General features: G+C 73.6%; 20 protein-coding genes and 1 pseudogene. 19 read left to right on the top strand and 2 right to left on the bottom strand.

What is annotated here, in order from left to right; all coding sequences use genetic code 11:
• Window positions 1-141 (bottom strand): annotated as a pseudogene (locus tag NBM05_RS13700) (phosphate acyltransferase); the annotation flags it as partial.
• Between NBM05_RS13700 and NBM05_RS13695 the strand changes: the two are divergent.
• On the top strand, window positions 74-1,159 hold the full coding sequence (locus tag NBM05_RS13695; protein WP_373689341.1) for an AAA family ATPase: 1,086 nt from the start codon (window positions 74-76) through the stop codon (window positions 1,157-1,159). The pseudogene NBM05_RS13700 and the gene NBM05_RS13695 sit on opposite strands and share 68 nt — an antisense overlap.
• A gap of 73 nt (window positions 1,160-1,232) precedes the next feature.
• Here NBM05_RS13695 and NBM05_RS15720 read toward each other — a convergent pair whose 3' ends face one another.
• A complete protein-coding gene (locus NBM05_RS15720; RefSeq protein ID WP_254168605.1) occupies window positions 1,233-2,471 on the bottom strand; it encodes an MFS transporter in 1,239 nt (412 codons plus the stop codon).
• 92 nt (window positions 2,472-2,563) lie between these two features.
• On the opposite strand from NBM05_RS15720, the gene ftsY reads away from it, so the two are divergent.
• From ftsY to NBM05_RS13600, 18 genes are all read left to right on the top strand, one after another.
• A complete protein-coding gene (ftsY, locus tag NBM05_RS13685; protein WP_254168603.1) occupies window positions 2,564-3,679 on the top strand; it encodes a signal recognition particle-docking protein FtsY in 1,116 nt (371 codons plus the stop codon).
• 427 nt (window positions 3,680-4,106) lie between these two features.
• Window positions 4,107-5,438 (top strand): ammonium transporter, encoded by a 1,332-nt coding sequence (locus tag NBM05_RS13680; protein WP_254168609.1) that lies wholly within the window; start codon window positions 4,107-4,109, stop codon window positions 5,436-5,438.
• A gap of 155 nt (window positions 5,439-5,593) precedes the next feature.
• Complete coding sequence (gene ffh / locus NBM05_RS13675; protein ID WP_254168601.1) at window positions 5,594-7,183, top strand: signal recognition particle protein; 1,590 nt, start codon at window positions 5,594-5,596, stop codon at window positions 7,181-7,183.
• Window positions 7,184-7,193: 10 nt separating this feature from the next.
• On the top strand, window positions 7,194-7,685 hold the full coding sequence (locus NBM05_RS13670) for an NUDIX domain-containing protein (protein WP_254168599.1): 492 nt from the start codon (window positions 7,194-7,196) through the stop codon (window positions 7,683-7,685).
• A 1,242-nt stretch (window positions 7,686-8,927) separates the two neighbouring features.
• Window positions 8,928-10,418, top strand: a complete 1,491-nt coding sequence (locus tag NBM05_RS15715) for a sensor histidine kinase (protein ID WP_254168597.1) — start codon at window positions 8,928-8,930, stop codon at window positions 10,416-10,418.
• The gene (locus NBM05_RS13660) at window positions 10,415-11,272 is read left to right on the top strand and encodes a response regulator transcription factor (RefSeq protein ID WP_254168595.1); all 858 of its coding nucleotides are present in this window, start codon (window positions 10,415-10,417) and stop codon (window positions 11,270-11,272) included. Before NBM05_RS15715 ends, NBM05_RS13660 begins: the two co-directional genes overlap by 4 nt.
• 179 nt (window positions 11,273-11,451) lie before the next feature.
• Window positions 11,452-12,405, top strand: coding sequence for an ABC transporter ATP-binding protein (locus tag NBM05_RS13655; RefSeq protein ID WP_309248175.1), 954 nt, complete (start codon window positions 11,452-11,454; stop codon window positions 12,403-12,405).
• Window positions 12,402-13,643, top strand: a complete 1,242-nt coding sequence (locus NBM05_RS13650; protein ID WP_254168593.1) for an ABC transporter permease — start codon at window positions 12,402-12,404, stop codon at window positions 13,641-13,643. The genes NBM05_RS13655 and NBM05_RS13650 overlap by 4 nt, the downstream gene beginning before the upstream one ends.
• A gap of 244 nt (window positions 13,644-13,887) precedes the next feature.
• Window positions 13,888-14,295, top strand: a complete 408-nt coding sequence (rpsP, locus tag NBM05_RS13645) for a 30S ribosomal protein S16 (protein WP_254168591.1) — start codon at window positions 13,888-13,890, stop codon at window positions 14,293-14,295.
• 2 nt (window positions 14,296-14,297) lie between these two features.
• Complete coding sequence (locus tag NBM05_RS13640; RefSeq protein ID WP_254168589.1) at window positions 14,298-14,540, top strand: RNA-binding protein; 243 nt, start codon at window positions 14,298-14,300, stop codon at window positions 14,538-14,540.
• Window positions 14,541-14,715: 175 nt separating this feature from the next.
• Window positions 14,716-15,420 carry a ribosome maturation factor RimM gene (gene rimM / locus NBM05_RS13635; protein WP_254168587.1) on the top strand — a complete coding sequence of 235 codons (705 nt, stop codon included), beginning with the start codon at window positions 14,716-14,718 and terminating at the stop codon, window positions 15,418-15,420.
• A complete protein-coding gene (trmD, locus tag NBM05_RS13630; RefSeq protein WP_254168585.1) occupies window positions 15,417-16,307 on the top strand; it encodes a tRNA (guanosine(37)-N1)-methyltransferase TrmD in 891 nt (296 codons plus the stop codon). The genes rimM and trmD overlap by 4 nt, the downstream gene beginning before the upstream one ends.
• Before the next feature lie 189 nt (window positions 16,308-16,496).
• A complete protein-coding gene (gene rplS, locus NBM05_RS13625; protein ID WP_254168583.1) occupies window positions 16,497-16,850 on the top strand; it encodes a 50S ribosomal protein L19 in 354 nt (117 codons plus the stop codon).
• 9 nt (window positions 16,851-16,859) lie between these two features.
• Complete coding sequence (gene lepB, locus NBM05_RS13620) at window positions 16,860-17,528, top strand: signal peptidase I (RefSeq protein ID WP_254168581.1); 669 nt, start codon at window positions 16,860-16,862, stop codon at window positions 17,526-17,528.
• Window positions 17,529-17,605: 77 nt separating this feature from the next.
• Entirely contained in the window at window positions 17,606-18,346 is a 741-nt protein-coding gene (lepB, locus tag NBM05_RS13615) for a signal peptidase I (RefSeq protein WP_254168579.1), read from the top strand.
• Window positions 18,346-19,107: a ribonuclease HII gene (gene rnhB, locus NBM05_RS13610; RefSeq protein WP_254168577.1), complete on the top strand. Its 762-nt coding sequence runs from the start codon at window positions 18,346-18,348 to the stop codon at window positions 19,105-19,107. The genes lepB (NBM05_RS13615) and rnhB overlap by 1 nt, the downstream gene beginning before the upstream one ends.
• 122 nt (window positions 19,108-19,229) lie before the next feature.
• A complete protein-coding gene (locus tag NBM05_RS13605) occupies window positions 19,230-19,991 on the top strand; it encodes a transporter permease (RefSeq protein WP_254168575.1) in 762 nt (253 codons plus the stop codon).
• Window positions 19,992-20,014: 23 nt separating this feature from the next.
• A complete protein-coding gene (locus NBM05_RS13600) occupies window positions 20,015-20,704 on the top strand; it encodes a hypothetical protein (protein ID WP_254168573.1) in 690 nt (229 codons plus the stop codon).
• Window positions 20,705-20,770 lie beyond the last annotated feature (66 nt).

The following is a 20,770-nucleotide window of genomic DNA, read 5'->3' as shown; positions in this document are numbered from 1 at the left end:
CGCCGCGCCGGAGACCATGCCGTCGACGTCGCCCAGCTGGACCATCATGGTGCCGAAGTATGCCCCCTCGAGCATGCGCTCGCGGGCATCCTCGAGGCTCACGCCCTTGTGGGAGCGCAGGCGGGCGGACTCCCGGGCGGAGGGCTCCCGCCGCCGGGGATCCGGCGGGGCGGTGGGGCGGGCCGGTGCCGGGGGCGGGGGCCGGCCCCCCGCCCCCCCCGCCCACGGGGGGGCCCAGACCGACCGGGCCGGCGTCGAGACCCGCCTGCGCTCCGCGCGCGAGGCCGAGCGGGAGCAGCGGCGCTCGCTCGAGGGCCTCCGCTCGACGGCGCACGCGGGCGAGCTCGAGCGCGCGACCCGCGAGGCGACCCTGGAGTCCCTGCGCACGGCCATCCTCGAGGAGCTGAGCCTCAGCACCGGCGCCCTGGTCGAGGACTACGGCCCCCACCTGCCCATCCCGGAGCTCGACGACGACGGCGAGCGGTCCGGGGAGCGCGCCTACGTCCGCGCCGAGCAGGAGCGGCGGCTGCAGCGGGCCCGCCGGGACCTGAAGGCGCTGGGCAAGGTCAACCCGCTGGCCCTGGAGGAGTTCGCGGCGCTCGAGGAGCGGCATACCTACCTGGTGCAGCAGCTCGAGGACCTGCGGCGCTCGCGGGCCGACCTCGAGGAGATCATCCGCGACGTCGACCGCCACGTCCGCGAGGTCTTCACCCGGGCCTTCGAGGACACCCAGGAGCAGTTCGTCCGCGTCTTCGCGACCCTGTTCCCCGGCGGCGAGGGCCGGCTGGTGCTGACCGACCCGAGCGACATGCTCGCGACCGGCATCGACGTCCACGCCAAGCCCGCGGGGAAGAAGGTCAAGCGCCTGTCCCTGCTCTCCGGCGGGGAGCGTTCCCTCACGGCCATCGCGATGCTGGTGGCCATCTTCAAGGCCCGGCCCTCGCCGTTCTACGTCATGGACGAGGTCGAGGCCGCCCTGGACGACCGGAACCTGGGCCGGCTGCTCACGATCCTGCAGGAGCTGCAGACCAGCTCGCAGCTGATCGTCATCACCCACCAGAAGCGGACGATGGAGATCGCCGACGCCCTCTACGGGGTCTCGATGCGGGGCGACGGGATCACCCAGGTCATCTCGCAGCGGCTGGCCGAGCTGCGCTGACGGCGTCCGGGGCCGAGGGCGCCCCGGCCGTCGCCTGACCCCGGGATCTTCCGGCCGTCGCCCGCCCTAGGGCCTACTCCAGCCGCTTCGGCAGGCGCGACGTCGTCCACGCCAGCCCGGCGAGCACGAACAGGGCCCCGGAGATGAGGAAGGCCAGGCCGAAGCCGACGGCGTCGACCACCGCGCCCAGCAGCACCGGCGCCACGATGGTCCCGGCGTCGGCGGCCGCCTGGTAGGTGGCCATTACGTTGCCGCCCGAGCGCTTGGAGCCCACGATGTCGGCCAGCGCGGCCTGCTGCGCCGGCGCGTACAGGCCGGTCGTGAAGCCGGTGGTCAGGCACAGGCTCCAGAGCACCCACTCGTTCTGCGAGAAGCCGAAGGCGCCGGTCAGCACCGCGCTGGCGAACAGGCCCGCGAGCATGACCGGGCGCCGGCCGATCCGGTCCGAGAGCCCGCTCAGCAGGACCTGGGACACGGCGGCCCCGCCGGCCAGCGCGGCCAGCGCGACGCCCGCGACCCCGGCGCCGGAGCCGCCCACGATCGCCGCCGCCAGCAGCGGGATCAGCGCGACCCGGGCCCCGAAGTTGGCCCAGCCGTGCGCGAAGCTCGAAGACAGCAGGGCCCGGTACCCCGGCGTCGCCCAGGCCTCACCGAGGCGCATGGGCAGCACCACGGACCCGGTGTCGGTGGACGCCGCGACCGGGCGCAGCTTCCACGCGGCCACCGCGATCGCGACCGCCAGCGCGGCCGCGTAGATGATGAACGGGGCCTGCAGGCCCCACTGCGCGGTGAGGCTGCCCAGGACCGGCCCCATGATGTTGCCCAGCAGGAACGCCGTCGCGTAGTAGCCCGAGACCCGGCCGCGGATGGCGGTGGGCGCGAGCCGCGCGATCAGCCCCATCGCGGAGATGGTGAACATGACCGAGCCGATCCCGCCCAGACCCCGGAGCACGATGAGCCACGCGTAGCTCCCCGCGAAGGCCGTGGCCGCCGAGGATGCCGCGACGATCCCGAGCCCCCACAGGTAGGTCCGGCGCTCCCCGATCCGGGACATCAGCGGACCCGCCGCCGGCGCCCAGGCCACGCGCATCACGGCGAAGGCGCTGATCACGACGCCGGAGGCCGCGGCCCCGACCCCGAACGACGAGGCGAACTGCGGCAGCACGGGCGCGACGATGCCGAAGCCGACGGCGATCACGAACGCCGCGACGATGAGGACCTTGAGGTCCGAGGGGATCGCGGGCCGGTCAGGGGCCTGGGGAGTGTCCGCCCGCGGACGGCGGCGGAAGGGAGGGAATCTGAAACGAGCCACGTCAGAACCCTACTACCAGGCGCGACGGCCTCACCCTGGGGCGGCCCCCGGAGAGGCGGCGGCCGCGCGCGGCCGTATGGCAAGCTGGAAGGGTGAACGACTCCCTCATCCTCATCCTCTTCATCGCCCTGGGCGTCATCGTGCTGGGCGGCCTCGCCTTCGTGCTCCTGCGCGGCCCCCGGGCCCCCAAGGGCGGGTACCCGCAGACCCGCGACGCCGACGACGTCGCCGCCCCGCCCGCGGAGGCCCCCGAGGCGCCCGCCCCGTCGCGGCCCGAGCGCCCCGCCCCCGTCGCGGGCCGCCTCGTCCGCCTGCGCGCGCGCTTGTCCCGCTCCAACTCGATGCTGGGCAAGGGCCTGCTCGCGCTGCTCTCCCGCGAGAAGATCGACCAGGACGTCTGGGACGAGATCGAGGAGACGCTGCTCATGGCGGACCTCGGCGCCGGGCCCTCGCAGCGGCTGGTCGAGAGCCTGCAGACCCGCGTGCGGATCGAGGGCACCGACGACCCGGCCCACGTCAAGCAGATGCTGCGCGAGGAGCTCATCCGGCTGGTGGACCCCAGCATGGACCGCGAGCTCGCCCTCGACGGCGCGGGGGAGGACCCCGGCGTCGTGCTGGTGGTCGGCGTGAACGGCGTCGGCAAGACCACGACCGTGGGCAAGCTCGCCCGGGTCATGGTCGCCGAGGAGAAGTCCCTGATCCTGGGGGCCGCGGACACGTTCCGCGCGGCCGCCGCGGACCAGCTGCAGACGTGGGGCAACCGCGTCGGCGTGCGGACCGTGCGCTCCGAGCAGGAGGGCGCCGACCCGGCGTCGGTGGCCTACGAGGCGGCCGAGACCGCCCGGCGCGAGGGCGCCGACACCGTCATGATCGACACCGCCGGGCGGCTCCAGAACAAGGCCGGGCTGATGGACCAGCTGGGCAAGGTCAAGCGGGTGACCGAGAAGGTCGCGCCGGTGACCGAGGTGCTGCTGGTCATCGACGCGACCACCGGGCAGAACGGCATGGTCCAGGCCAAGGTCTTCGCGGAGGTCGTGAACATCACCGGCATCGTGCTGACCAAGCTGGACGGCACCGCCAAGGGCGGGATCGTCGTCGCGATCCAGGACGAGCTGGGCGTGCCGGTCAAGCTCGTCGGCCTGGGGGAGGGCCCGGACGACCTCGCGCCCTTCGACCCCGAGGGCTTCGTGGACGCGCTGCTCGACTGACCGACCCGCTGCCGACGCGCGCGCCGCCGCGGCGCGACGTGGGAGACCCCCCGAGGGGCCCGCCGGACTCCGGCGGGCCCCTCGCGCGTTCCGGGGCGGTGCCGCTCGCACCCTTCGCGCGGCCCCTGGCGGTGCCGCCGGGCCTCTCCGCCGGCCCCGCGCGGCGCCGACGGACCCGTGGGAGCTCCCGGCCGGCGTCGTCCCCGTCACACCCCCGAAACACCGCGGGCCAAGCGTTACACGGCCGAAACGCAACCGGCGCGGCTCCCGAAACACCCCCGCCGGAGGATGGAGGGCGAGACCCCGGCACCGGCGACGTCGGGCCATCCGGCCGCCGGGAGAGACCTCGCGTGAAAGGGAGAAGGTCGTGGAAACAATCACCGCTCAGGAGGTGTGGACGGTCGTGGCCGCCGCGCTCGTCCTGCTCATGACGCCCGGTCTGGCCTTCTTCTACGGAGGCATGACCCGGGCCAAGGCCGCGCTGAACATGATGATGATGAGCTTCGTCTCCATCGGGTTCGTCGGGGTCGTCTGGGTCCTGTGGGGCTCCTCGATGGCCACCGCCCCCGGCGCCATCCCCGGGATCGTGGGCAACCCGTTCGCGGACATGGCCCTGGTGAACTCCAACGGCACCCCGGACCTGCTCGGCATCGGCTTCTCCGCGACCTTCGCGATCATCACCGTGGCCCTGATCTCCGGGTCCATCGCGGACCGCGCCAAGTTCGGCGCCTGGTGCCTCTTCGTCCCCGTGTGGGTCACCCTGGTCTACGCGCCCCTGGCCTTCATGGTCTGGGCCGACGGCGGCCTGTTCACCGAGGACGGCGCCATCGGCTCGGTGCTCGGCGAGGCCATCGACTTCGCCGGCGGCCTGGTCGTGCACATCAACGCCGGCGTCGCCGCCCTGGTGCTGTGCCTGATCCTCGGCGTGCGCCGCGGCTTCGGCAAGGACCCGGAGCACCGCCCGCACAACCTGCCCTTCGTGATGCTCGGCGCGGCGCTGCTGTGGTTCGGCTGGTTCGGCTTCAACGTCGGGGCCGCCTCCGACGGCACGCAGGCCGGCCTGATCTGGGTCAACACCCTGGCCAGCCCCGCCGCCGCGATGCTCGGCTGGCTGCTGGTCGAGCGCCTGCGCAACGGCCACGCGACGAGCCTCGGCGCCGCCTCGGGCATCGTGGCCGGCCTGGTCGCGATCACCCCGGCCTGCGCCAACGTGGACCCGGGCTGGGCCATCGTGCTCGGCGCGGTCTCCGGTGCGGCCTCGGCGCTCGCGGTGGGGCTGAAGTACCGCTGGGGCTACGACGACTCGCTCGACGTCGTCGGCGTCCACCTGGTCTCCGGCGTGGTCGGCACCGTGGCCCTCGGCTTCATCGCCACCGGCTCCACCGGGACCCCGGGCCTGTTCTACGGCGGCGGCTTCGGCCTCCTGCTGACCCAGTCGGTGGCCACGGTCATCTCGGTCGCCTTCACCGCGATCATGACGCTGATCATCGGGCTCGCGATCCACAAGACCATCGGCTTCCGGGTCTCCGAGAGCGAGGAGGACCGCGGCATCGACATGACCGCCCACGCCGAGTCCGCCTACCTCTTCGCGGCCGACGACGCCGGCCAGCTGCACGTGCTGCGCTCCACCGACTCCGGGGAGATCAGCGACCAGAAGATCTCCGTGGAGGAGGCCAAGGCCGAGCTCGGGGCCCGCGGACCCGCCCCGGAGCGCTCGGAGCAGGAGGAGCCCGAGTACGCCCCCTCCCACCGCGGCTGAGGCCCCGACCACCTCTCCCGCCACCGCACCGGTGCCCCCGTTCAGTTCGAGCGGGGGCACCGGTGCTACTCTGTTAAGTCGACCGCTTCCCGCCGACGTCGTCCGCCGGCGGGGCACGCCCCGAGAATCTCCGCAGCGAAAGTAGACCACGGCACGTGTTCAATTCCCTTTCAGATCGCCTTGCATCGACCTTCAAGAACCTCCGCGGCAAGGGCCGCCTCTCCGAGGCCGACGTCGACGCCACCGTGCGCGAGATCCGCCGGGCCCTGCTCGACGCCGACGTCGCCGTCCCGGTGGTCCGCGAGTTCGCCGCCGCGATCAAGGAGCGCGCGCTGGGCTCGGAGGTCTCCGAGGCGCTGAACCCCGCGCAGCAGGTCGTGAAGATCGTCAACGAGGAGCTCCAGGGCATCCTCGGCGGCGAGACCCGCCGCATCCAGATGGCCAAGACCGGCCCCACCATCATCATGCTCGCCGGCCTCCAGGGCGCGGGCAAGACCACGCTGGCGGGCAAGCTCGGCAGCTGGCTCGCGGGCCAGGGCCACAAGCCGCTCCTGGTCGCCTCCGACCTCCAGCGGCCCAACGCCGTGAACCAGCTGCAGGTCGTCGGCCAGCGCGCCGGCGTCCCCGTCTACGCGCCGCACCCCGGCACCACCAGCGAGTTCGACGACCCCACGGGGGACCCGGTCCAGGTCGCCCGCGACGGCGTGGCCACCGCGCGCGCCAAGCTGCACGACGTCGTCATCGTCGACACCGCCGGGCGCCTCGGCGTGGACCAGGAGCTGATGAAGCAGGCGCGGGACATCCGCGACGCGATCGCCCCGCAGGAGGTCCTGTTCGTCATCGACGCGATGATCGGCCAGGACGCGGTCAACACCGCGCTCGCCTTCCAGGACGGCGTGGACTTCACCGGCGTCGTGCTCTCCAAGCTCGACGGCGACGCCCGCGGCGGCGCGGCGCTCTCGGTCGCCTCGGTGACCGGCAAGCCCATCATGTTCGCCTCCACCGGCGAGGGCGTGAAGGACTTCGAGCAGTTCCACCCGGACCGGATGGCCAAGCGCATCCTGGACATGGGCGACGTCCTGACCCTGATCGAGCAGGCCGAGGCCAGCTGGGACAAGGCCGAGGCCGACCGGATGGCGCAGAAGTTCGCCGACCAGGAGGACTTCACCTTCGAGGACTTCCTCGCCCAGATGCAGCAGATCCGCAAGATGGGGTCGATGAAGAAGCTGCTGGCGATGATGCCCAACGCCGCCCAGATGCGGCAGCAGCTGGAGAACTTCGACGACCGGGAGATCGACCGGGTCGAGGCGATCGTCCGCTCGATGACCCCGCACGAGCGGGTCGCGCCGAAGATCATCAACGGCTCCCGCCGCGCGCGCATCGCCCGCGGCTCCGGCGCCACGGTCTCCGAGGTCAATCAGCTCATGGAGCGGTTCGGCCAGGCGCAGAAGATGATGAAGCGCATGGCGCAGGGCAAGGGCATGCCCAACATGCCCGGGATGGGCGGCGGCATGCCCGGCATGGGCGGGATGCCCGGCGCCGGGCACGGCGGCAAGAAGAAGGCGGCCAAGGGCAAGGGCAAGAAGGTCCGCTCGGGCAACCCCGCCAAGCGGGAGGCGCAGCTGAAGGGCGGCGGCCAGAAGGTCGCGCAGCAGGGCTCCTCCTTCGGGCAGCAGGGCTCCACCTTCGACCAGGACGCCATGAATCTGCCCAAGGGCTTTGAGAAATTCCTGGGAGACAAGTAAAGCTGTACGTATGCCTGACACCTATCTCACCCCTGAGGAATTCCGGGCCTTCGTCGCCTCGCTGCCGCGGCGCCGCATGGCCGCGGGCGCGCTGATCACCGACCCGCGAGGCCGCGTGCTGGTGGCCAAGCCCAACTACAAGGACGGCTGGACCCTGCCCGGCGGCACGGTCGAGGCGGGCGAGGCGCCCCAGGAGGGGTGCTTCCGCGAGGTGCTGGAGGAGGTCGGCCTGGACCTGCCCCCGGGGCGCCTGCTGCTGATCTTCCACGGCCTGAGCATGGGGGAGTGGGGAGACTCGGCCTACTACGTCTACGACGGCGGGACGGTCCCCGCGGACGCCCCCATCACCCTCCAGGAGGAGGAGCTGCTGGAGTACCGCTTCGTCGACCCGGAGACGCTGGAGGACTACCTCGGCCCCGGGTTCGCCGGCCGGCTGCGCCAGGCGTTGTCGGTGCGCGAGGGGGAGGCCGTCATCGAGCTGAGCTCCCGCCGCTGGAACTGAGCCGGGACGCCCGGGCCCCGGGCCCATCCGGAGGCCCGCTCGGCTCCGAACACCCGGTGGCGGGGTAACGGCCCCCGCCGCGAGGCCGCCCACCGACCCCGGACCCATCGAACGACGAAGGACTAGACGTGACGCCCGAGGACCACACCACGGACCGGCAGACGCCCCACGGCATCGCCTGGCAGTGGGTCCCCGTGCGCCTGGACCTGCACCAGCGGCTGACCGAATCGGCCGACGGCGCGGTCACGGCGGCGGGACAGGACGCGGAGGCCGAGCGGGAGAACATCCTCCGGCTCCTCCGCGAGGAGTCGGTGCCCGCCCTGTACACCTCCGGCGAGCAGAACCTGCAGCTCATGCTCCCGGTCCACGTCGAGGGCGGGATGACCCTCGTGGCCCGCGCGAGCCTCGACGGCCAGCTCAGCCTGGGCGGCGAGCTCAACGAGATCATGGAGGCGATCCTCGCCTACCCCGGGCTCGAGTACGCCTCGTGGCAGACCGGTGCCGGGGCCCCGGAGAACCCCACGGCCATCGCCACGATCGAGGCGGACCGCGCCCGCCTGGCCCGCTGGCTCTCCCGGTCCGGTTTCTCGGGCCGGATCGAGGTCGCCGACGCCGGCCCCGGCTGGCTCCTGGTCAGCGCCGAGGACTACCCCGCGCTGCTGGAGGTCGTCGACTCGGCCCGCGCCCGCGCCGTCGTGCTGGACACCGACGGGGAGCACCGGGCGACGACCTACTGCCCGCCCGAGGGGGAGCCGGTCACGCTGGAGTGGGGCCCGATCCGCGACGCCGTGACCTCCTACCCCGCGGACTCCCCGGCGGACGTGCTGCAGGCGCAGGTGGCCGGCCAGTCCCCGAGCAGGCTGCGCGACGCCGCCCGCATCGCCGGGGTGGCCGCCCTGTCCGAGGCCTTCGGGCTCGACGCGGTGGGCTCCCGCCGCCTCGAGCACTACGCCCGGGACGTCAGCGGCCGCTACGCCCCGGAGTCGGCCCTGCAGCTGCTGGGGGTGCCCGACGTCGCCGCCAAGATCATCGACGGCCGCCGCCTCTTTGTGGACCGGCCCGGGCACGAGCCCCTGGCGTTCGTCACGGAGGCCGAGGGGCGCCCGGCCGTCGCGGAGGCCCTCCCGGCCGTGCGCGACGCCGCCGAGCGCGCCTCGACGCCGCCCGCCGGAACCCGTGGGCCGTGGTGGCCGCCGCGGGGATCGGCGTCGGCGCCTGGATCGCCCGCCGGAAGCGGTAGCGGTGGACGCACGGGGCCCGGCGGCCCGGCTGAGGGCGCTGTGGGAGGGCCAGGTCGGCACCGACTGGAAGCGGCCCCCGCCCACCGCGCGGCAGCGCCGGGCCGACGTCGTCCTCGCGGCCCTGCTGGTGGCCGCCGCTCTGGGCACCGTGGTCATCCTGCACAGCATGGGGGCCTACGACGCGGACCCCGGGCCCCTCGACTACCTCGCCAGCGCGGTCCTGCCGGCCTGCCTCGCGGCGCGCCGGCGGTTCCCCCTCGCGACTCTCGCCGTCACGAGCCTCGCCTTCATCCTCCTGAGCTACGTCTCGCCCGAGGCGTCGATCACCCCCGTCTACCAGGGCAGCTACTTCGTGGCCATCTACACGGCCGCCGCCTGGTCCCGCCGGCGGGGCGCTCTCGTGGTCCTCAGCGGGCTGGTCGTGGTCGGGATGTTCGCCTGGCTCTTCCTGACCTGGATCTTCACCGAGAGCCTGGCCGAGCTGCTGGGCCCGGCCATGGAGGACAACCCCGGGCCGCTCAGCGCCGCCGGGGCCTACTTCGCGTACTCGCTCGCGCTGAACGCCGCGTACTTCGGCGGCGCGCTCGCCTTCGGCATGATCACGTGGCGCTCCGTCCAGCGTCAGCACCGGCTGCGGGAGCAGAAGCGCACCATCGAGGACCAGTCGCGGCGCCTGACGCGCCAGGCGGTGGTCGAGGAGCGGCTGCGGCTCGCGCGCGACCTCCACGACTCGATCGGCCACCACTTCACCGGCGTCGGGCTGCTCGCGGGCGGGGTGCGCCGGGTGGTCGCCTCGGCGGAGGCCTCGGGGTCCCGCCTGGAGCTCGACGCCGCCTCGGCGCGGCGGGTGCGGGAGTCGCTGGCCGCCGTCGAGGGAAGCACGCGGGAGGGAATCGCCGCGCTGCAGTCGGTGCTGGGCGTGCTGCGCCGGGCGGAGGAGGACGCCGAGGCCGTCCCGGGATCGGAGGCCGCATCCGGGGCGGAGCCCGTTCCCGGTGCCGCTGCCGGTGCTCAAGCCGTTCCCGGCGCCCGGGCCGTCCCCCGCGAGCCCCGGTTGGAGGACCTCCGGGAGCTGATCGACGGCGTCGGGCGCCTGGGGCTGCGGGTCGAGCGGGTCGGGTCCGAGGGGTTCGGCGAGCGGTGGGAGCGGACCCTCGCCGAAATGCCCCCGGCCGAGCAGGCCGCGTTCTACCGGATGACCCAGGAGGCGCTGACCAACGTGGCGAAGCACTCGAGCGCGACGACGTGCCGCCTCGTCCTGCGCCACCTCGACGCACCGCGAGTGCTGGAGGCCGAGATCACCGACTCCGGCCGCCCCACGCGCGCCCACGCGGCCGACGCCGTCCACAGCACCGGGACCGGGCTGGCCGGCCTCCGCGAGCGGGCGGCGGCGTTCGGCGGCTACGCCGTGGCCGGTCCCCGCGTCCCGGGTCCCGGCTGGACCACCCGATTCGGCCTGCCGCTGCGGGCCCCCTCGAAAGGCACCCCGTGACCGATCCGATCCGCGTCTTCCTCGTCGACGACCAGCAGCTGGTGCGCTCGGGCTTCTCGCTCGTGCTGTCCACCGAGCCCGGCATCGAGGTGGTGGGGCAGGCCCCGGACGCGCGGACCGCGCTGGCGGGGCTGCGGGACGCGCCGGCCGACGTCGTGCTCATGGACATCCAGATGCCCGGCATGTCCGGGATCGAGGCGACCCGGATCGTGGCGGAGGAGGGGCTGGGGCGGGTCATCATCCTCACCACCTTCGACCGCCACGACTACCTCTTCGGGGCGCTGCAGGCCGGTGCGAGCGGGTTCCTGCTGAAGACTGCCAGCGCCGAGGACCTGGTCGCGGCGATCGAGGCCGTGGCCGGCGGGCACGCGCTGCTCAGCCCCGAGATGACCCTGCCGCTGATCCAGCGGCTCCTCCGCTCCGGGGCGGACGCTCCGGCGGCGGGCTCGGGAGCGGGTGCGTCGGCGGCGGGCCCGGGCAGGTCCGCGGCGGGAGCGGGCCGATCGACCGCGGACCCGGGCGCGGGGTGGGACGCTGCGCCGGGGCGCGGCGCCGGCGGGGACCCCGGCAACGAACCCGGCCACGCGGGCGCACCCGGTGAACCCGGCCGCGCCCCCGCCCGCGAGCTCTCCGCCGAGGACGACGCCGCCCTGGCCGCGCTGTCCGAACGGGAGCGGGAGGTCCTCGCGCTCATCGCCCGCGGGCGGTCCAACCAGGAGATCGCGGCCGAGCTCTTCCTCGGCCAGGCCACCGTCAAGACCCACGTCTCGCACATCTTCGCCAAGACCGCCAGCCGGGACCGGGTCCAGGCCGTGCTGTTCGCGCACCGGGTGGGTCTGGTGGACCTGCCGTAGCGCGGTCCGGGACCTCCTGCTCCGCGCCCTGGCGACCCCGGCCGGAGGGCACCCGCCCCCACCCGGGGATGATGCCCGGCGGCCCGGTTCACCCCGTGGGCTGATGCCCCCGTCACGGCCCCCTCACTAGGCTGATCGTCACGAGAGCACATCACGCGACGAGCAGCCGGGAGGCAGCAGTGGAACATCCGACCGCCACGACGGACACCCCGGGAGCACGGGACGGGACGCCGCCCGAGGCGGGTCTGCGGGTGCGCGGCCTCGGCCGGGACTTCGGCGACAGGACCGTGGTGGACGACCTCGGCTTCCGCCTCAGGCCCGGCGTCATGACCGGCTTCCTCGGCTCCAACGGCGCGGGCAAGACCACCTCGATGCGCATGATCATGGGGGTCCTCGAGCCCAGCCGCGGCGAGGTGCTGTGGAACGGGGTGCCGATCACGGGCGCCGACCGGGCCCGCTTTGGCTACATGCCCGAGGAGCGCGGCCTCTACCCGAAGCAGAGGATCCTGGACCAGCTGGCGTACCTCGGCCGCCTGCGCGGCCTCGAGGCGCCCGTCGCCAAGGAGCAGGCGCGCGAGCTGCTGGACCGCTTCGGCCTGGGCGAGCGGACCGGCGACAAGCTGGAGTCCCTCTCCCTGGGCAATCAGCAGCGCGTCCAGATCGCGGCGGCGCTGCTGCACGAGCCGGAGTGCCTGATCCTCGACGAGCCGTTCTCGGGCCTGGACCCGGTGGCCGTCGACTCGATGGTCGCCCTGCTCGGCACGTTCCTGCGCCGCGGCGTCTCGATCCTGTTCTCCAGCCACCAGCTGGACCTCGTCGAGCGGCTCTGCGAGGACGTCGTCATCCTCGAGGAGGGGCGCCTGGCCGTCGCGGGCACCGCCCAGGAGCTGCGCGACGCGGGGCCCCTGCGCTACCGCATCGGCTCGACGCGCGACGCCGGATGGGTCCGGGAGGTGCCCGGCGTCGAGGTCGTGGACGTCGACGGACCCACCGCCCTGGTGGACCTCCCGCGCGGCGGCGAGACCGAGGGGCTGCGCCGGGAGCTGATGACCCGCGGCGTCGACCGCGGGATGACCGAGTTCGCACGCGTCCAGCCGAGTCTGGCCGAGATCTACCGGGAGGCCGTCCGATGAGCCGCCAGAACACCCTCGAGCACGCCGTCGCCGAGCATCCGGCGCTCGAGCGCTCCGCCCCGGCGCGGTCCGGAGCCGCGCGCGGCGCGTGGCGCACCGTCGCCGCCCGCGAGATCGTGGTGCGGGCCACGGACAAGACCTTCCTCATCTCCTCGGTGGTGACGGTCCTGCTCCTGGTGGGGGCCGCGGTGTTCACGTCCTTCATGGGCGGCCGCGACTCCACGCAGACCGTCGCCGTGGCCGGCGCGGCCGCGGGGGAGCGGGTCGCCGCCGCCTCCGAGCTGGCCGCCGCCGACGGCGGGGACGGCCTGGAGACCGTCGACGCGGCCGATCCCGCGGCGGCCCGCGCCCTGGTGGCCGACGACGAGGCCGACCTCGCCCTCTACGAGGACGCGCAGGGCTGGACCCTCGTCACCGCCGACGGCACGCCCGGCGCGGCGGGCGAGTCGCTGATGCAGTCGATCTCCGCGGGCGTCCAGGCGGAGAACGCCGCGCAGCTCGGCGTGGACCTCGAGGCGCTGGACCGCGGCGCCGAGGTCACGGTCGAGGCCGCCGAGGGCTCGTCCGACGGCGCCCAGGCGCGCCTGCTGGGGATCGTCTTCGCCTTCGTCTTCTACATGGCCGCGATCACCTTCGGCATGGCCATCGCGGCGTCGATCCTCGAGGAGAAGCAGAACCGGGTCGTGGAGATCATCGCGGCCTCCATCCCCGTCGGGCAGCTGCTGACGGGCAAGCTGATGGCCAACATGGCGCTGGCGTTCTCGCAGCTGCTCGTCTTCGGGGCGGTGAGCCTCGCGGCGGCGACCTTCCTGGACCTGGGGGTCAACGTGGCCTGGGCGCTCACGGGCATCGGCTGGTTCGTCGGGTTCTTCGTCCTCGGCTTCGCGATCCTCGCGGCCCTGTGGGCGGTGGTCGGCGCGATGGCCGACCGGACGGAGGACATGAACGCCAGCACCGGGCCCGTCGTCTTCCTCCTCGTCGCGGTCCTGGCGGGAGGCATGGCGGCCAGCGGGACCCTGCAGACCGTGCTGTCCTACCTCCCGGTGTTCTCCTCGGTCATCATGCCCATGCGGCTGGTGGAGGGCTCCGCCTCGTGGTGGGAGGCCGTGATCGCGGCCGCGATCGCCCTGGTCACGGTCGTGCTGGTGATGGTCTGGTGCGGGCGGCTCTACCGCCGGGCGGTGATGCGCACCGGGCAGTCGTTCACCTGGGCCCAGGTGCTCCGCCGGAAGGTCTGACAGCCCGGCGCGCGCGGTGTTCCGCGCCGGAGCACGACGCCGCGCCCGCCCGGGGGCGACGCCGTGGGTCGCCGCACACTGCGTCGCCCCTGGTCGCTGTGTATACTTGACGGGTACTCGATGCGCGCGGCCCCTCTCTCCGCGCGTCCATTGCGTCCCTCTTCGGATCCTCCTCACCGCGGCCCGCCCCACGGTCTGCACCGAGCGAGCGATCCACTGTGTATAGATACAGGAGTCCACACCAGTGGCAGTTAAGATTCGTCTCAAGCGTCTGGGCAAGATCCGCGACCCCCGCTACCGCGTCGTCGTCGCCGATTCCCGCACCAAGCGCGACGGTCGCGCGATCGAGGAGATCGGCATCTACCAGCCGACCGAGAACCCCTCGTTCATCAAGATCGACTCCGAGCGGGCCCAGTACTGGCTCTCCGTCGGCGCGCAGCCGACCGAGCAGGTCCTGAAGCTCCTCAAGCTGACCGGCGACTGGGGCAAGTTCAAGGGCGAGGGCGACACCGAGTCGACCGTCAAGCCCGTCGAGCGCAAGCCCCAGTTCGTGGTGCCCGAGAAGGGCTCCGTGGTCGTGGAGGCCATCACCCCCAAGGGTGAGGACAAGGCCGCCGCGGCTCCCGCCGAGAACGCAGAGAACGCCGAGTAGTCATGCTCGCCGAAGCGCTGGAGCACCTCGTCCGGGGGATCGTCGATCACCCCGATGACGTGAGCGTCCGCTCCCGCGGCGGCCGCCGCGGCCAGACCCTCGAGGTCCGGGTCCACCCGGACGACCTCGGGCGGGTCATCGGCCGGGGCGGGCGCACCGCGACCTCGGTGCGGACCGTCATCAGCGCGCTGGCCGAGGGCGAGCAGGTGCGGGTCGACGTCGTCGACACCGACCGCCGCCGCTGACGCCCGCGCCCCAGCGCGACCCGAGCGTTCCGCTCCACCGGCCCGCTCCCGCCGACCGGCGGGAGCGGGCCCGTGCCTTAACCTGGAGACATCGGACCGCCCGCCCACCGGCGGGCCGCAGCGTCCGCCCACCGCCCGGCCGGTCCCCGGCCCCGACCTCACGAGGAGCCCTGACGTGCAGGTACAGGTCGCCCGCATCGGCAAGCCCCACGGCATCCGTGGCGAAGTCACCGTCCAGCTGTTCACCGACGACCCGGGCAGCAGGTTCGCCGCCGGCGCCGAGCTGAGCGTCGAGCCCGCGAGCCCGCTGGCCCCCGGCGGGCGCCTCACGGTCTCGACCTCGCGCTGGAACAAGTCCATCCTGGTGGTGCGCTTCCGCGAGGTCGCCACGCGCAACGACGCCGAGGCCCTGCGCGACCACCGCCTCTCGGTCGAGAGCGAGGAGGTCGAGGAGGACGAGGAGGGCTACTACGAGCACGAGCTCGAGGGCCTGGACGTCTTCGTGGTCGAGGACCCGGAGCAGGCGGAGCTGGGGGACCCGGTCGGCCGCGTCACGGGCCTGCAGACCGGTGCCGCCCAGGATCTGCTGCGCCTCGAGCTCGCCGACGGAGCGGAGGTCCTCGTGCCGTTCGTCGAGGAGATCGTCCCCGAGGTGGACCTCGACGCCGGCCGCGTCGTCGTCTGCCCGCCGCCCGGCCTCCTGGAGCTCAACGAGGAGCAGCCCGGGGCCGACTCCGACGTCAGCGCCGACTCCGACGCCGACGCCGAGTCCGATGCTGGCGCCGGGGCCGACGTTGAGGCCGAGGCCGATACCGATGCCCCTGTCGATGCCGACGCCGCCACCGACGTCGCCCTCGCGGATCGCGGTGACCGCCCGTGAGCCCCCGGTACGACGTCGTCTCGATCTTCCCCGAGTACCTGGCCCCGCTCGAGCTCTCGCTCATCGGCAAGGCCCGGCAGGCCGGGCTGCTGGAGCTGAGCATCCAGGACCTGCGCGAGTTCGCGACCGACCGCCACCGCACCGTGGACGACACGCCCTACGGCGGCGGCGCCGGCATGGTCATGAAGCCCGAGCCCTGGGCCCAGGCGCTCGAGCGCACCTTGCGCGAGGCCCCCGCGCCCGAGCCGGGGGAGGACGCGTTCCTGGACGCCGAGTCCCGCCGGCCCCTGCTCGTGGTCCCCTCGCCCGCGGGGCAGGTCTTCACGCAGCGCACCGCGGAGGCCTTCGCGCGGGAGCGGCACATCGTCTTCGCCTGCGGCCGCTACGAGGGCATCGACGAGCGCGTGCTCGACTGGGCCGCCGAGCGGTTCCGCGTCGTCCCGGTCAGCCTGGGCGACTACGTGCTGAACGGCGGCGAGGTCGCGGTCATGGCGATGGTCGAGGCCGCGGCCCGGCTCATCCCCGGCGTGATCGGCAACCCCGAGTCGCTCGTCGAGGAGTCCCACGCCGCCGGTCTGCTCGAGTACCCCGTCTACACCAAGCCGAGCGTGTGGCGCGAGCACCCCGTCCCGGAGGTGCTGCTCTCGGGCAACCACGCCCGGATCGCCCGCGAGCGGCGGGACTGGCAGCTCGAGCGCACCTGCCGGCGCCGCCCGGACCTGATCGACGCGCTCCCGCCCGGGGCGCTGGACCGCCGGGACCGCGAGGTGCTCGCGGCCGCGGACCAGCGGGACCGCGAGGAGCTCGAGGCCCTGGGCCGGCAGGACGACCAGGCGCGGAACGCCCGGCGCGAGGCTGGCGACCCCGGGGACGATGTGGCACAATAGTGCGCTGGGCCTTGTCCGGGCACGCCCCTGCCGCAGGGGGGAGAGCGACCATCACGGACACGGCGCCGGCGCATCGATCGTGCGCCGGGATCCTCTAGCCTGACGGCGCCCACGCCCCTCGCGGGCCGCGGCCGCCGTCGTACCAATCGGTGGGTGGCCTGCGGCGTCGACCGAGGAGAAATGACAGTCATGCAGACTCTCGATTTCATCGACAACAAGTCCCTGCGCTCGGACGTCCCCGAGTTCGGCGCCGGCGACACCCTGAACGTGCACGTCAACATCATCGAGGGCAACCGCTCGCGTGTGCAGGTCTTCAAGGGCTTCGTCATGGGCCGCCAGGGCTCCGGCGTCCGCGAGACCTTCACCGTCCGCAAGGTCTCCTTCGGCGTGGGCGTCGAGCGCACCTTCCCGGTCCACTCCCCGATCATCGACAAGATCGAGGTCCTGGCCCGCGGCGACGTGCGCCGCGCGAAGCTGTACTACATGCGCGACCGCCACGGCAAGGCTGCTCGCATCCGCGAGAAGCGCACCCCCGTCAAGTAGTCGCGACGCATGTCGGACACCTCGCGGGCCGCGGAAACGGGCCCGCGCACCGAGCGCCGGTCCCTCCTCGCGGGGGGCCGGCGCTCGGTCGTGGTGGCGCTCCTGCTGGCCGTGCTGATCGCGGTCCTGGTCCGCTCGCTGGTGCTGGAGGTCTTCTACATCCCCTCCGGGTCGATGGAGCCGACGCTGCTGCCCGGTGACCGGCTCGCGGTGTGGCGGCTCGGCGACGACGAGCCGCAGCGCGGCGACATCGTGGTCTTCGACGGCAAGGGCTCGCTCGCCCCGTACGAGTCCGGCAAGGGCTGGCTCGCCCAGAGCGCCGAGGTCGCCGGCGCGTGGCTCGGCGTCTCGTCCCGCGACGACGTCTTCGTCAAGCGCGTGATCGGCGTCGAGGGGGACCGCGTGGCCTGCTGCACCGCCGACGGCCGCCTGACGGTCAATGGCGAGCCGCTGGACGAGCCGTACGTGATGCCCGGCGACGCCCCGTCCGAGACGGAGTTCGACGCCGTCGTGCCCGCGGGCCGCATGTGGGTTCAGGGCGACCACCGCTCGGCGTCGTTCGACTCCCGCGAGCTCCTGGGCGCGCCCGGCGGGGGGATGATCCGCACGGACTCGATCATCGGCCGCCCGGTCGCGGTGCTGTGGCCCCTGGACCGGATCGGCGGCCTGGACGACTAGACTTGACCCCGGGCCGCGAGGGCCCAGGACCCCGTGGGCCGCCTCAGGCCCCTGAGCAACCGTGGAGGACGTCCCCGATGGCACGAGCAGCGCAGCACTCCGGGGGACCGGAGCAGCCCGAGGGCCGGGAGTCCCAGGCCGGGTCCACCGGGCTGTGGCCCAAGGTCAAGGAGATCCTCCTGATCATCCTGTACGCGCTGATCATCGCGTTCCTCGTCAAGACCTTCCTCTTCCGCGGCTTCTACATCCCCTCGGGGTCCATGGAGAACACGCTGCAGCTCAACGACCGGATTTTCGTCAACGTCGCCGGCAACTACTTCTCCGACCCCGAGCGCGGGGACGTCATCGTCTTCGAGGACTCGCAGGGCTGGGTGCCCCAGACCGCGGCGCCCAGCAACCCCGTGCGCTCGGCGCTGTCCTTCGTGGGCGTGCTGCCCGACTCCTCGCAGAACTACCTCATCAAGCGCGTCATCGGCGAGGGCGGGGACCGCGTCACCTGCACCGGGCCGGACGCGCGGGTGCAGGTCAACGGCCAGGAGCTGGACGAGTCGGCCTACCTGTTCCCGGGCTCGCAGCCGTGCGGCATGGCCTTCGACGAGACCGTCCCCGAGGGCGAGTACTTCGTCATGGGCGACCACCGCGGCGCCTCCGCGGACTCCCGGTACCACATCGAGCAGGGCACTGAGTTCGTCAGCGATGGCGACGTCGTCGGCAAGGCCTCCGTGATCGCCTGGCCGATCAGTCGCTGGACCGTCATCGACGACCACGAGGACGTCTTCTCCGGGATCCCCGCGCCGTCCGCGCAGAGCGGGTCCTGATGCCGGGCGCCTCCGGCGTCCGCGCCCCGGCCCGGGCCGCCGACCTCTCGATCGAGGCGGAGCTCTTCGCCGCCGGGGCGCGCTGCGTCGTGGGCATGGACGAGGTGGGGCGCGGCTCGCTGGCCGGGCCCGTCACGGTCGGGGCGGCCGCGGTGCTCCCGGCCACGACGCTGGAGGTCGCCGGGCTCACCGACAGCAAGGCGCTCGCCCCGGCCCGGCGGGCGGCGATGGAGCCCCTGATCCGGGCGTGGATCCCGGTGCGCACGGGCTCCGCCTCGCCCGCGGAGATCGACGCGCTGGGCATGACCCTCGCGCTGCGCCTCGCCGGGCGCCGGGCCCTCGCGGCGCTGGCCCGGGAGCACGACGTCGTGCCCTCCGCCGTCCTGCTCGACGGCAGCCACGACTGGCTCGGCGCCCCGCCCGCGGACCTGTTCTCGCTCGCGGAGGAGGACCCCCTGGCCGGCTACGGCGACGCGGGCGCCCCGTGGGAGGGGCCCGTCCGGACGGAGGTCAAGGCGGACTTCCGCTGCGCGAGCGTCGCGGCGGCCAGCGTGGTCGCCAAGGTCGAGCGGGACCGCGCCATGGAGCGGCTCTCCGCCCGCTGGCCCGCCTACGGGTGGGCGGGCAACAAGGGCTACGGCTCGGCCGCGCACCGGCTGGCCGTCGGCGCCCACGGGCCGTCCCCGGAGCACCGGCTGAGCTGGTCCCTGGGCACCACGCCGGAGGGGACGGCCGCGGCGCGCGCCGCGCGGGACGCCTGAGCGCGCCTCGCCCTGACTGCTATGTGGACCCGGCTGCGGGTCCCGCCGGCCGGTTCAGTACAGTGAGGTGGTCCGCAACGCCGCGGACGACGTCGTGAATCGAAGCGGAGGGTGCGAACGCGATGAGTGTGGAAGTCGTCACGATCCTGGTACTGGCGGTGATGTTCCTCATCGGGACGATCCGCAACGTCAACATGGGACTGCTGGGCCTCGTCGCGGCGTTCCTGGTGGGCCTCTTCGCGGTCGGGATGGACCTCGACGACGTGATCGCCGGCTTCCCGCTGGACCTCATGTTCGCCCTCATGGGGCTGACCTTCCTGTTCGGCTTCGCGCAGCAGAACGGCACCATCGACCTGGTGCTCTCCTGGAGCCTGCGGGCCGTGCGGGGCACGGTGGCGCTGGCCCCGTGGATCTTCTTCGCCCTGACCGGGGTGCTGATGGGGATCGGGGCGATCTTCGCCATCGGCGTCGTCGCCCCGCTGGCCGTCCCCTTCGCGCGGAAGTACGGGATCAACCCGCTCATGATGGGCATGATGGTCGTCCACGGCGGCATGGCCGGCATGCTCTCGCCGCTCAGCGTCTACGGCATCTACGTCAACAACTTCCTCCTCGGGCAGGGCCTCGGCGAGAGCCCGTGGGCGCTGTTCCTGTGCGCGCTGGCGTTCAACACCGCGATCGGGGCGGTGGTGTACCTGGTCATGGGCGGCCGCGCGCTCCTGGGGCGGCGGGTGAGCGACGGCGTCGCGGGGGTGGCGGACGCCGGCGCCGGGGGCGGGTCCGGGTCCGCGGCCGATGGGCGGGTCTCCGCCGCGGGCCCCGGTTCCACGACGTCGAGCGGGACGGCCGGGGCGGTTCGTCGCCGTCCGCCGGCGGCGACGTGGTGACGGTGTCCTCCGGCGGAGACGCGATGACGGCGCGCTCCGGCGGGGGCGCGGCGACGGTGCGGACCGGTGCCGCGACGCGCGAGGCCGGGGGCGCCCCGGCGGCGGATCCCGCGCCCGCCCGCGTCACCCCCTATCAGCTGCTCACCCTGGCGGGGCTCGGCGTGCTCGTCGTGGGCGCGGGCGGCTTCGGCGTCGACATCGGCGTGCTCTCGATCGTCATCGGCACCGTGCTGGCCGTCGTCAAGCCGGCCGAGGCCAAGAAGTCGCTGGTCAACGTCTCGTGGGGGACCGTGGTGCTGGTGGGCGGCGTCGTGACCTACATCGGCGTTATGGAGACCGCCGGGACCGTCGACTTCGTCTCGGGCGGGGTGGTGTCCATCGGGGCCGCGCTCGTCGGGGCGCTGCTGCTGTGCTACATGGCCGGGATCGTCTCGGCGCTGGCCTCGTCCATCGCGACCATCGGCGTCGGCCTCTCGATCGCGGCCCCGCTGCTGCAGACCGGGGAGCTGCCCGCGATCGGCTTCGCGGCGGCCATCGCGATCGCCTCGACCGTCGTCGACGTCAGCCCCTTCTCCACCAACGGGGCGATGGTCCTGGCCAACGTGGACGCCTCGGAGCGGGACCGGTACTTCAAGCAGATGCTGGTCTACTCCGGCGTCGTCGTGGCGGTCGGCCCGGCCCTGGCCTGGCTGTTCGTGCTGCTGCCCGTGTAGCCCGCGGGCGCGCCTGCTACGGCCCTGCGGCCCGGCCGGCGGGCTGGCGGGGCGCCGCGCCTGCCC

The sequence above is a fragment of the Rothia santali genome, assembly GCF_024199905.1.
Taxonomy (GTDB): Bacteria; Actinomycetota; Actinomycetes; order Actinomycetales; family Micrococcaceae; genus Rothia; species Rothia santali.
Note: the sequence above shows the minus strand (reverse complement) of the source record. Positions and strands in the feature narration are given on the sequence as shown.